This is a genomic window from Psychrobacter sp. Cmf 22.2 (assembly GCF_001921745.1).
GTDB lineage: Bacteria > Pseudomonadota > Gammaproteobacteria > Pseudomonadales > Moraxellaceae > Psychrobacter.
The window spans coordinates 373,822-385,854 of sequence record NZ_MRYA01000001.1; the positions used below are offsets into that span (position 1 = coordinate 373,822).

Below are 12,033 nucleotides of genomic sequence, written 5' to 3' on the forward strand. Positions count from 1 at the left end.
TATTGATAAACAAACGCTGTCATGAGGTAATGTGCTTGTACTAGAAATGGAAGCCTGCACCAATTGCACCGCCAGCATTCCCTTGTGTATCCGCTGTACCATTCACTTTGATTACCCAGCGACCATTGTCAGACACTTTAGACACACCAACGGCCACTGCGCTTTCGCCATTGTACGAGGCGATACCGCCGCCGACCATTGACTTACCTGGAATATACGCTTGCGGTAATGAAGACATTGCCATCGCTGCTGAGATACCAGCGTTTGCATTGTCTTCGACTTCACCAATTCTGTATCCTAGCGCGTTGACGCTATCGCCAAGCTTTTTATCAAGGGCATGTAGCTGACTACCGTTAATCGCATCAGTACTGTCCGCTGCAATGTTGCCAGCTCCAACACCAGTGATGACAGTGTTGGCAGCATTAAAGCCTTCAGTTGTCATGCTAGGACCGTCTTGAATAGTGACGCCATTATCATTAACCACTGTGTTGCCTGTAGTGACGCTATCGACTTCGATATTGCCATCTAGGCCAATTTGAATACTGCCATTAGCAGTACTGGTGGTAATGTTATTGCCGCCTTCAAACTGAATGCTGCCATTGTTACCGCCGACGCTCTGACTGATATTGTCACCGTTATCCGCGCCAAAGCTGATACCTGCGTCAAGACGGCCAGTATTGTCTGTGATCTGCTCGTTATTGGCTTGGATATCTTCGTTGGCCTGCGCGTTGCCTTGGTTAACAGCAGCGATGGCGTCACTAATGTTACCTTGACCAGTACCGCCAATATTATTAGCAGTAAGGTTGCCACCAGCATCATAGCTAGCATCGCCGCCGATAATGCCGGCGACGCCGCTACCAAGATTATCTAACTGACCTTTATTAACAGCGTCTGATGCTTGAACCCCATTGGCTACGTTAGTAATCGTGGTACCTCTAGCACCGCCACCTAACGTGATGCTGCCTTTATTGACCGAATCGTCTGGGTTTTTGTCATACTGAACCGCTGCATTATTGAGTGATGCATTGCTATCACCAAGTGCGTCACTGACTGCTTTTAACTGTGAGACGTTGACCGCATCAGAGTCTGCGGTACCAGCGGCAACACCAGTTACTTGACGATATACGCCATTAGCCGCATCGCCTACAGCAACTGCGCCTGTAGTGCTGGTTGTGGCAGCAATAGCGGCATTACTATTGGCGCCAAATCCTGCAATACCAGCACCTGTCGTAGCTGCAGAGCCAAGACCTAGTACTACTGAGCCATTTTGGTTTGCTGTAATGCCGTTACCGATTACGAAAGTATCATCACTGTTGATCGTATTGTTATTACCCACTGAGTAACTGTTATTACCATTGATCGTACTTGGATCACCAAAGGCACCAGAGTTGTCGCCATTGACGATGTTACCTGTACCGATACTGATGGACTGCGCGCCATTAGCTTGAGCGTTATCACCGATGGCAACAGAAGATGCGCCTGATACTTTTGAGCCTTTACCAATGACTACAGAGTCTTTAGCCGTCTCTGTTGCTTCGGTGTCGTGGCCTAGAGCAACCGTACTGTCAGCGCCTTCTTTAATAATGGCATTGACACCAATAGCTGTTGAATCAAAGCCGCCAGCACTTGAGTCGTTGGTCATACCAACGCTGCCTGCGCCATTATCTCTGGCATTGGTATGAGCAAATTTTACGCCTTCGGTATTCATTTTTTGCACGGTTTGACCGATGGTTAGGCGATCTGTGACTTCTTGGCCTGAAACGTCATAGGTTAAGAACAAAGAGTCTCTATTAGGATTATCTGGGTTAATAACGCCTTTATTGACGACTTGATCAGCGACGTTAACGACTATCTCATTACCATTGCCATCTACCACTTTGACCTTAGTAGCGCTATCTAACTGACCCTTGTTGACTGCATCAGACGCTGTAATACCATTGGCAACGTTCCTAAGTGTCGTACCACCACTAACGACGATATTATTACCGCTATCATTTTGCTCGATTACCGCTGGTGTGCCAGCAAAGCTGACTTGGTCATAGTTCACTGTATCATCGGTATTACGATCATACTGCACGCCGGCTGCGGTGATATTTCCAGTAATGGCATCTAATTGTGCTTTGTTTACTGCGTCTGTGGCATCGGTGCCTGCAGCCACGCCTGTGAGTGTACAGGCATCACCTGCTGAATTTGTAAAGTCAACACTGGTACCGCCCGTTTGAGCGCCAACGGTGATCGCGCCTGTGCCTGCGTCTTGACGGACAATACCGGTACGGCCAGCATTGATGTCAGCGATGTTATCGGTGTTGGTGGTGGTACGACCATCTAAGTTCTCTAAGGCCGATCCGACGTTGTTGACGGTGGTGTTACCGTTATCAAGCTCATAGCTTGGAGCGCTAACTACGCCTGTTGCAGCGTCATAGTTTGCACCGCCACCTAAGTTGCTTGCTGTGCTGTTACCTAAAGCGTCAGTCTTCGCGTCACCTGCACTTGCTATCGCGTCTAGTTGACCTTTGTTAATGGCCTGGTCAGCTGCGGTTGCGTCAGCCACACCGCTAATCTGTCCTGTGTTGCCATCTAATACTAAGGTGTTGGATACAGGGTTTAATGGGTCGGTGTTGTCAACACCGCTTATACTAATACGACCTGTACCAACAGTCGTACTGTTAGTGCCGTCTGTAGCGGTGATGCCTTCTGCACCGTAGTTGCTAGTATTACCACCAACAACGCCGTCTGTGACAGTAGTGCCTGCTGCGGTCATGGTGTTGGTGGCGCCGCCAGCTATACCATCGGTGATGGCCACGCCATTAGTGTTTGTGATGGTGTTGCCGGTGGTTACGCTACCAGTAGCGCCAAGATCAATATTCTCAGCAAGCTTGACCGTTAAGGTATCTTCAGCACTAGCAACCACACCAATGTTGTTATCAGTTAGGTCAGTAGCACCGCCACGAACTTTTAATTCTTCACCCAGTTTACGAGTGAACGGTGTCGCAGTGTTGTTGTCGCCTGAGAATTTTAGACCAGCATTGGCCAAACCTGTGACTGCCGTATTTACATCGCCTGCGTTGACGGCGTTGTTTGCATTGCCTGCTACCGTAATATCACCGGCACTGGCAACGCCTGTTAGTTGACGATCAGTGTTATCGTCATTGGTAAAGTCAACACTGGTACCGCCCGTTTGAGCGCCAACGGTGATCGCGCCTGTGCCTGCGTCTTGACGGACAATACCGGTACGGCCAGCATTGATGTCAGCGATGTTATCGGTGTTGGTGGTGGTACGACCATCTAAGTTCTCTAAGGCCGATCCGACGTTGTTGACGGTGGTGTTACCGTTATCAAGCTCATAGCTTGGAGCGCTAACTACGCCTGTTGCAGCGTCATAGTTTGCACCGCCACCTAAGTTGCTTGCTGTGCTGTTACCTAAAGCGTCAGTCTTCGCGTCACCTGCACTTGCTATCGCGTCTAGTTGACCTTTGTTAATGGCCTGGTCAGCTGCGGTTGCGTCAGCTACACCGCTGATCTGCCCCGTCGTTCCGTCCAATACGATGTTGTTAGTCACTGATGGATCGGTGTTGTCAATGCCGCTGACACTGATGTTACCTGCGCCTACTGTGGTGACGGTGTTGCCATTTGTGATGGTTGAACCGGCAGCGCTATAGTCACTGCTATTAGTGCCATCGGTGACAGTAGTACCTGCCGTAGTGATGGTGGTTGCATTACCTAAACCATCATCGACTTTAACACCATCGCTGTTGGTGACGGTGTTGCCGGTGGTCACGCTGTCAACAGCAATGTTTTTGGCGAGCTGTACGCTCAGGCCACCAGTACCGTTTGCGACCACACCGATATTATCTGCGGTTAGGTTGTTTGAGTCCGTCTCACCACCTGTGATGGTCAGTGTGTCGCCAAGGTTACGATCAATTAATGTACCGTCGTCGCCTTGGAAGTTAAGACCTGCCTCGGTTAGGTTGCCTACGGCAGTGTTCACGTCACCGGCATTGACGACGTTGTTGGCGTTGTTAACGTCAGTGATGTCACCGGCACTGGCAATGCCTGTTAGTTGACGGGCTTCATTTGCTGAATTGCTAAAGTCAACGCTGGTACCGCCCGTTTGAGCGCCAACGGTGATCGCGCCTGTACCTGCGTCTTGACGGACAATACCGGTGCGACCAGCATTGATGTCAGCGATGTCACCGGTGTTGGTGGTCACTCTGTCATTGGTGGCTCTGAGCTGCGCGACGTTTACCGCATCAGAATCATTGGTACCTGCTGCCAATCCAGTTAATTGACGGGTAACTCCATTATCACTATCTCCTAAAGCTACAGCTGCTCGAGTAGATTGCCACACATTTGACGTTTTGGTAGTTGCGCCACCCGTAGAAGGGTCAAAGCCTTTAATACCTGCTTCTATATTAGCTATAGAACCTGCACCAATGGCAACACCTCCTGCTTTATTTGCTTTAGCTCCTGCGCCAATAGCAGTACCATTTGCAGCTGCAATAGATTCTCGACCAATAGCCAATGCATCTTCACCTGAAGTGTTTGCCTGTCGACCTATGGCAATACCAGCTCTACCCTTGACTGTTGAATCTTGACCGATAGCAATTCCGTAATAGCTTGCACCGTCAGCAAAATCACCACCAACAACACCCGCTACAGCGTTCTCACCAATTGCAATACTGCGGGTAGTGTATGCCTTAGCCTTATTACCAAGCGCCACCCCAACAGAGGCTGCAACAGCTTCGCTGCCTATCGCCGTCGCATCAGAGCCTAATGACCCAGCTTTACTACCAATGGCAACCCCCCTATCAAAGACGGATGTTGTCGCATCAGTACCGAGGGCAACAGAGTTAGTCCCCCTAGCCCATGCTTTATTACCAATAGCAACTGCACCAATGGTAGCGCAGCTCCCGTATCAGGTCCCCTGTCAACCTTCGCCCCAAGCCCCATAGCGATAGAGCTATTATGACCATCAGCAACTTTAGCATCTTTACCAATGGCTATTGCATTGGTGCCTTGTGCACCGTCATTGTTTACGTTACCACCACCTGTGGAATTCACGCTGAAGTACTTGACTTTATTGTCTGCAACTGTTTGGTTCAGCTGACCGAAGTTCACCGCGTCATTGTCATTAACGCCATCAGCGACACCTGTTAGTGTACGGTCACCATTTGATGAATTACTAAAGTCAACGCTGGTACCACCAGTAGCAGCGCCAACTGTAATTGGACCAGTGCCAGTATCTTGGCGCACGAGACCCGTTTTACCTGCGGTAAGGTCGCTAATATTGCCTGTATTGGTAGTGATATTACCTGTATTAGCAGTAACGTTAGCGTTGGTCGTTTCAAGCTGGCCAAAGGTGGCCACATCGCTTGCAGTGGTACCATCTGCAACATTAGTAATCTTATCACCGCCGACGTCTAAGCCAGTAGCCGTGCTGGTTAATACCGTATTATTAGTGGCATCACCAATAGTCGCTTGGCTCACACTGATATTGTCTGCTAAGTTGTAATTGATACCGTTATCAACAGTGTTGGTTACAACTAGATTGCTATCAGTATTTGTGAAGTTGACGCTTTCACCAAGTTGGACGTTATCGTTAGTACCACCAGCTGCACTGATGTTAAAGCCTTGATTAGCTTTGGTTAGGGCACTGTTTGCCGTGGTATTTGCCGTGTTTGCTGTTGTTTGAGCAGTAGTGACATTGGTATTGGTAGTATTTAACTGATCACCCGTCACCGCTTCGGTTGAACCTGCGGCAACGTTACCATTAGCAAGACCACTTAGCGTACGCACGCCATTAGTACCAGTAAAGTCAACGCTTGTACCACCTGTGGCAGCGCCAACTGTAATTGGACCAGTGCCAGTATCTTGGCGGACGATGCCAGCTGTGCCATCGGCGACAGCATCAGCCGTTGCTTGAGCGCCTCTAATATTATCAACCAACTTATTAGTGACCGAAAAAACCTGACTGCCATTAATCGCATCGGTAGATGATGCAGAGATTTCACCTGGCGCCACGTTTTTGATCTGGCGCTCATTACCTATGAGACCTACAGACACTTGACGCCCAGCATCGCCTGCATTACCAGCAAAACCTGACGCACCGTCAAACCCTGTAAAGGTGATACCGTTGACTGTCTGGCTTTCGACCTTTGTTGCGCTACCATCCGTTTTACTACCTGCACCGATAGCAACTGAGCCTTCTTTGGATGCTTCAGCAGAGACACCAAAAGCTGATGAGGCAACACCTGTAGCATTGGCCTGCGTACCAAAAGCAGTCGATAGTGCGCCAGAGGAGACCGCTTGTACACCAATGGCAACCGAAGCAGCACCACTTGATTCTGTATTTGGATATTGCATACCTGGAGCAGTATTTACTAGATCTCGATCACCAGAGTACTTTCTAAAAACTGTATTGACTGCACCACCAGTCTCTGTACCATCTAAATTGGTTTGTGAAGCTTTATTTAGATCATCACCGCCAATGGCAATAGAGGAGCTTCCTGACGATACTGTGTTCGCACCGATAGCCGTAGATTGGTCACCACTTGCTGTCGTGGCTTGTCCGCCGCCTACACTACCAATTGCTACTGTCTGACCGCCTGTTGCTTGGGCATTTTGACCGATAGCCACACTCGTACTTCCCTCAGCATTTGCCCCAGTACCGCACTGCACTCTATCAACCACGCCTGCACCTGCTGCGTTATCCTCAGCACAAGCAGCTATAGCTGATGCCTGCATACTAAATCCAGCACTAGCTAGCCCCACGCACAATGCACTGAGACGCAAGAGTTGCGCGCCTCCTGTTACCGTGTCATTGGAGACACTTGCAGCGTTAGAGCTTACGACGGCACTTGATGATTTTCCTCGGCTCTTTGCATATTCTGCTACTGCCATAAAACAGTTTAATGACTGATTCCAAATAACTTTATAATTGCGATTCATAAATTAACTTCCTGTATTGGTCAAAACTCTGTCTGGCAGCAGTAAAGCTTGTTGACAATAAATTGACATTAAAACAATAAAAACCAATTAATGGTCAATAAAATATAATTTATATTAATGCAAAAATAAATTAAAGTGAAGTTAATAAAATAAATTAATATATAAAATTTTTATTTAATGATAAATTATAAATATTCGCTTATAAGAATTTAATAATTTATCATAAAAATATATTCATTTAGGTAAATGAATAATAAGAAGTAAATATTCGTTATAACGAATATTAAATGAAAATCGTTATTTATTATAGAGAAAGTATACATATAGCGACTGAATAGAATATAGCGAGTAAGTGAATTTAGTGGCTAGAGTTATGGAGTCTACGATTGAAAGTTATTTAACTATTTATGTGTGTTTATACCTGTCCTTTAAACCCTATTTAAAATATACTGTTTAAATAATTTAAATTTATTTATTTTATAATTATTTTTTAAACTAAATATAAATATATTAATATAAAAATTCATGTATAAAAAATAAAAAATAAAAAATTTTAAGAAGTATTATAATTCTTTTAATATTATTAGTGCTTTCTTAATTAAATAAAAATATATATTAATCATATCGTATTAATATTTTTTTTATTAATCTAATAATTATATACGGTCAATACTTAGACTAAACTACTAGAGAATAAAAGGGCAGTCTGCACACTATTGAGGGTTTCTCGGGATGACTGATGAGGCGCGTGATTTGAAGTATAAAGTGAATGTTTAATGATAAAGTTTACTAATAGTGCAGAATGCACTAGATGTCAGGGGAGTTAAAAATTGAACGAAGCAGACAAGATATCATGACGCAAACGGTATTAACAACAGAACGGCTCTACCTCAGGCAGTGGCAGCCAAGCGACTTTGCGGTGTTTGCTAAGATGAATTCAGATCCTGAGGTAATGAAATACTTTCCCAAGCTATTATCACCAACATTGAGCGATGTGATAGCCAAGAAGTGCCAGCAGCTTATTGAAGACAATGGCTGGGGGTTTTGGGCGGTCAGCTTAAAAAAGAGCGATGCTTTTATTGGGATGGTCGGCTTAAATGCAGCACATGCTGATATGCCTTTTGCGCCCAACGTGGAGATTGGTTGGCGATTGCATAAAGACTATTGGAGACAAGGTTATGCCACTGAGGCGGCACGAGCTTCGTTAAGGTTTGCATTTGAAGAATTAGAGCTTGATGAGGTCGTTGCCTTTACTGCTGTTATCAATGAACACTCGCAATTGATTATGCAGCGCATTGGTATGAGCGATACACAAGAGAACTTTTATCACCCCATGCTTGATGCTAATCACCGACTTGCTGAGCATGTTTTATACAAAATTACACGGCAGCAATGGCAAAAAATCATACTTACAGATCAAGGTTAATGATTAACAAGTAAATTATAAAGCTGTACTGCATAAGTTATAACCAATTAGAAAAGCAATTGATTATATTTAATACATAGTTTTATTAATTGTTAATATAAATTACATTGTAATTTTATGTTTCTTTTTAAAATCTTATCTTTTTCATAAATTTATTCTAATGGTTTTTCAATCGGCAACCATATATAAACACTATCAGTAGCTTAGTTATATCAATTAGTAAAGTTCAATTTATCATTCTTAAGTTTCGTTTATATATTAGTCAATCTAAAGGAATGTAGCATCTGCCGTAGTTTATATTCGACACTTGACACTCTTAACTTGCTATAACTTCTAGTATTGTTAATTTAAGCTATCAAATCGAGCTGTCAAATCTTAGCCCAGAGGTTTTGATTCCCCAGATTAGCTCAACAAAGGCTCGGTTGTTAGTCAAGGGTTCACCATCGATGATCAGGGCGTAACCGTCGCCATCGATCCACAAAAATACAAAGCTGGTCTCAGGTATTAATAAATCTACTTGCTGAAAAAAAGATATCGCTTGGCTTTCAATCGCCCAGCCGCGCTGCTTTTGACGTAGCATAAACCCAGAAAAATCTGCGGCTGCTACGCTTAACATGTCCGCTTCTTCTTGGCTGTAGCCAATGCGCGCTAGGCAAAACCCTTCATCTGAGGCTATAGCAGCACGGCGCTTACCAGATAAGCTTGCGACCACATACGGCAAAAACTGATCAAGTGGTAGATTGGGCGCGGGCAAAAAAGTAGATAGCTTTTCGATAAACCCTTGCTCAACGAAGCTATTTAGCCAGCGCTCTGAGTATTCCTCTAACCATACTGCGACCAGCATCGTTTCGCGATAGGATAGGAGCGCTTGTAGCGCTAGCTGCTGGGCGGTTGGTTTGTGTTGAGAAAAAGCCTCGAATACACCAGCAGGGGTTAAAGTAATATAGGTTTTGTCAGCATTATCAAAAATGGACATAAAAACGTTCTCTTTGACAAAATGAGTAAAAAATGGGTAAGTAACGGCTATACGCTTGATTGAGTGTCTAAGTTTTGCGTACTTTTTAGGAGTGTAGAGCCAGTTTGTTCTAGTTGTTGCTGGCAGTTACGCCAGCGCTCATCAAACTGCCAATCACTTTTGCCCAAACCAAACCAAACGATGGAAAAAGCCAAGCGATCAGTACAGGCCAAACAGTGGGCAAAAAACTCGCGTTCAACTTGTTCAATCGTACTCCAGTCTGCCGCAGCACGCGCACTCATCAGCTCAGTGGTAATATTTTTAGCGATTTCTTTTGCATCGTCGCTACTGATACGTAAACGATGGGTTTGCACGTTTAACGATGGTGTCACCAGCACGCTCCAGCGCGTCGCAAACTCACTACTGTGCTTTATGTAATCGAGCTTGTTGATACAGTTATGAAAAGCATGTTCTATCTGCGGGTGCAGGCGACCTTGGATACGGGCAAAGATACCTTTGACATCGTAAGGAATGTCATACCAACAGCCAAAGAAAAAGTCAGCGACCGCGCCTTGTAGGGGTTCTTTTTCGTCGAGTAGCAACGCGGCGTTGATACGCTGTTCGTGATAGTAGCGATTATTAGGATCGGCAAAGATTTTTCGTGCATAATAACGATACGTATGACGGGCAGTCATCTCGCTATCTTTAGACAACGATAAATCGTCAGTTGCAGATAAATCATCCATAACGGTGTCCTAAATATAAGAGGTATGATGGTTTTGACGCTTAATCGAGCAAGGTTTCCATAAGATCTAACATAAACTCGCCATCTTCTTCGCTCATTGCCTCAAATCCCTGCGGCATACCAAGCTCAGTCAGTGCTTCTTTACCGCTATCATCTTGATGAAAAGTTAGTATCGCTTGACTTAGTGCTTTTTCATCAGCGAAGTCGTCTTTAATCAGCAATACATGGCTAATATCTGCCAGATCACTTTCGATCAGCACCGACAGTTGCGCTTTGGTCAAACGTGAGAAGCTATGAAATATTTCTGCTAAGAAAAACGCCACTTGAGCCTCACCTTTGATGACTTGCCTTGCCGCCGCTTGATAGTTTTCGGTCACCTCCCAACTGAGATCCGCTTCTTCTAAATCCACGGCTTCTAATAAACGCAGACCGATAAGCTTTACATCGCGGTTGTCTGCCATAGCGATAGACGCGCCTTTGGTCAAATCTTCTAAGCGTTTAATATCACTATTGGCGGACGCTGCAATTACCATTTCATCAGATTTTCCGATTGGGCGAGCGATGGCGCGATAGCCTTTTTCGCGAATCAAAGCAGCAGCGTCAAAGGGGTTGGCATAGATAATATGTATGTCACCGGCATCGACCATCTCTTCTTGCTCAGCATGAGAGGTGGGCGTGTTGAGATGCAAGTGAATGTGGGCACGCTTTTGAATCAAGGTATTAAACATGTGCCAGCCTGCAAAACGATCAGGCGAAAAATCAGGAGCGATTAATAGGTTATATGTCTTTTCATTCATGGTTTAACCTTCCTCATTTTGTTTCATGTGGGCATATTGTGCGATCGCAGCTTCTATCTTGCTGCGTGAAGGCTTACGGCGTACAGAGGTATAACCGACGGTCTGTCCGCGGCGTATATTAGGAACGACCGTTGCATATACCCAATAGTGGCTACCATCTTTACACAGGTTTTTGACGTAGCCATGCCATTTTTGTCCTGATTTTACCGTCTGCCATAAATCTTGGTAGGCGGCCTTTGGCATATCAGGATGGCGCAATATATAGTGCTGTTGACCGATTAGCTCATCTATCGTATAGCCACTAATTTCGACAAATGCATCGTTTACATGGGTAAGATGACCGTCCAAGTCTGTACGTGAGACGATAAGCTTGCCATCAGGATAGGGACGCTCAATCCCTGAGTCATAAACGCTGCGTGAGACATCGTCATGATAGGTTATGCTAACTTTTTCGGCTGGCACGTCAGGCTTTACAGCATCTAAAAGTGGAGAGCCCATAAGTATTTCCTATATTTACTGTTCTAAATTTTTGGTTATCTAAGTCTGTTTAGATAAGCTTTGCAAGTGCTTCTGATGCGCGCTTAATATCCAAAAAAATCAATCCAAGTTTGGCATTTGGCTTGGCCATAATCGTAAGGACTGCTTCATCACCCGATGAGGTCGTGATTACGTAGCCTTTTTCACCTTGAATCATAATTCGGTCAATACTGCCCCGAGCCAACTCGCGACCTGCACGATCTCCTAGCGATAAAAGCGCTGCTGACATAGCACCTACGCGGTCTTCATCGATGCCTGTTGGTAACGCTGAAGCTATCATTAAGCCATCGTTTGAGATTAGAGCAGACGCCTCGACATCTGCTGATGAGCTATTAAGGTCTTCTAGTATTTGTTGGAATGTATCTGTACGCATAGATATCTCACAATCCTTCATAGTTAAATGGTCATACGCCATTTATTGGTAAAGTTAAAAAGGAGCATTGTACTCAGGTAAACGATGTATTCAGGTAAACGATTATAATACCCTACTGACAATGTGGTTATTATAAACCCATACTTATTATATTGATATAGAATTATCAAGATTAAGCCAAATTTTTTGCCATTTATTTTGTATTTCATACCGTTCATACTATTTTTTAGTCTAATATTGCATAAGAATCAA

Annotated in this window: 8 protein-coding genes; 1 reads left to right on the forward strand and 7 read right to left on the reverse strand. The window is 44.9% G+C overall.

Features of this window, described 5'->3' with window-relative positions; all coding sequences use genetic code 11:
- Positions 1–40: 40 nt before the first annotated feature.
- Together BTV98_RS01650 and BTV98_RS01655 are read right to left on the reverse strand one after the other, a co-directional pair.
- Positions 41–4,882 carry a YadA-like family protein gene (locus tag BTV98_RS01650; protein WP_368664877.1) on the reverse strand — a complete coding sequence of 1,614 codons (4,842 nt, stop codon included), beginning with the start codon at positions 4,880–4,882 and terminating at the stop codon, positions 41–43.
- A complete protein-coding gene (locus BTV98_RS01655; protein ID WP_075102775.1) occupies positions 4,771–6,948 on the reverse strand; it encodes an ESPR-type extended signal peptide-containing protein in 2,178 nt (725 codons plus the stop codon). The genes BTV98_RS01650 and BTV98_RS01655 overlap by 112 nt, the downstream gene beginning before the upstream one ends.
- Before the next feature lie 853 nt (positions 6,949–7,801).
- Here BTV98_RS01655 and BTV98_RS01660 point away from each other — a divergent pair.
- The gene (locus BTV98_RS01660; RefSeq protein ID WP_075102979.1) at positions 7,802–8,374 is read left to right on the forward strand and encodes a GNAT family N-acetyltransferase; all 573 of its coding nucleotides are present in this window, start codon (positions 7,802–7,804) and stop codon (positions 8,372–8,374) included.
- Between the two features lie 355 nt (positions 8,375–8,729).
- Here the strand turns inward: BTV98_RS01660 and BTV98_RS01665 are convergent, their stop codons facing one another.
- The 5 genes from BTV98_RS01665 to BTV98_RS01685 are packed head-to-tail and all read right to left on the reverse strand — an operon-like array spanning position 8,730 to position 11,781.
- A complete protein-coding gene (locus BTV98_RS01665; protein WP_058369321.1) occupies positions 8,730–9,350 on the reverse strand; it encodes a hypothetical protein in 621 nt (206 codons plus the stop codon).
- Between the two features lie 47 nt (positions 9,351–9,397).
- Complete coding sequence (locus tag BTV98_RS01670; RefSeq protein WP_058369320.1) at positions 9,398–10,075, reverse strand: hypothetical protein; 678 nt, start codon at positions 10,073–10,075, stop codon at positions 9,398–9,400.
- Between the two features lie 40 nt (positions 10,076–10,115).
- Positions 10,116–10,871 carry a phosphate/phosphite/phosphonate ABC transporter substrate-binding protein gene (locus tag BTV98_RS01675; protein WP_058369319.1) on the reverse strand — a complete coding sequence of 252 codons (756 nt, stop codon included), beginning with the start codon at positions 10,869–10,871 and terminating at the stop codon, positions 10,116–10,118.
- A 3-nt stretch (positions 10,872–10,874) separates the two neighbouring features.
- Positions 10,875–11,369 carry a PAS domain-containing protein gene (locus BTV98_RS01680; protein WP_058369318.1) on the reverse strand — a complete coding sequence of 165 codons (495 nt, stop codon included), beginning with the start codon at positions 11,367–11,369 and terminating at the stop codon, positions 10,875–10,877.
- 49 nt (positions 11,370–11,418) lie between these two features.
- The gene (locus BTV98_RS01685) at positions 11,419–11,781 is read right to left on the reverse strand and encodes a roadblock/LC7 domain-containing protein (RefSeq protein ID WP_058369317.1); all 363 of its coding nucleotides are present in this window, start codon (positions 11,779–11,781) and stop codon (positions 11,419–11,421) included.
- Positions 11,782–12,033: the final 252 nt, after the last annotated feature.

Excerpts from the sequence above, each read along its gene's own strand:
- BTV98_RS01655 (WP_075102775.1), bottom strand. The coding sequence starts at position 6,948 with ATGAATCGCAATTATAAAGTTATTTGGAATCAGTCATTAAACTGTTTT.
- BTV98_RS01660 (WP_075102979.1), top strand. The coding sequence starts at position 7,802 with ATGACGCAAACGGTATTAACAACAGAACGGCTCTACCTCAGGCAGTGG.
- BTV98_RS01665 (WP_058369321.1), bottom strand. The coding sequence starts at position 9,350 with ATGTCCATTTTTGATAATGCTGACAAAACCTATATTACTTTAACCCCT.
- BTV98_RS01670 (WP_058369320.1), bottom strand. The coding sequence starts at position 10,075 with ATGGATGATTTATCTGCAACTGACGATTTATCGTTGTCTAAAGATAGC.
- BTV98_RS01675 (WP_058369319.1), bottom strand. The coding sequence starts at position 10,871 with ATGAATGAAAAGACATATAACCTATTAATCGCTCCTGATTTTTCGCCT.
- BTV98_RS01680 (WP_058369318.1), bottom strand. The coding sequence starts at position 11,369 with ATGGGCTCTCCACTTTTAGATGCTGTAAAGCCTGACGTGCCAGCCGAA.
- BTV98_RS01685 (WP_058369317.1), bottom strand. The coding sequence starts at position 11,781 with ATGCGTACAGATACATTCCAACAAATACTAGAAGACCTTAATAGCTCA.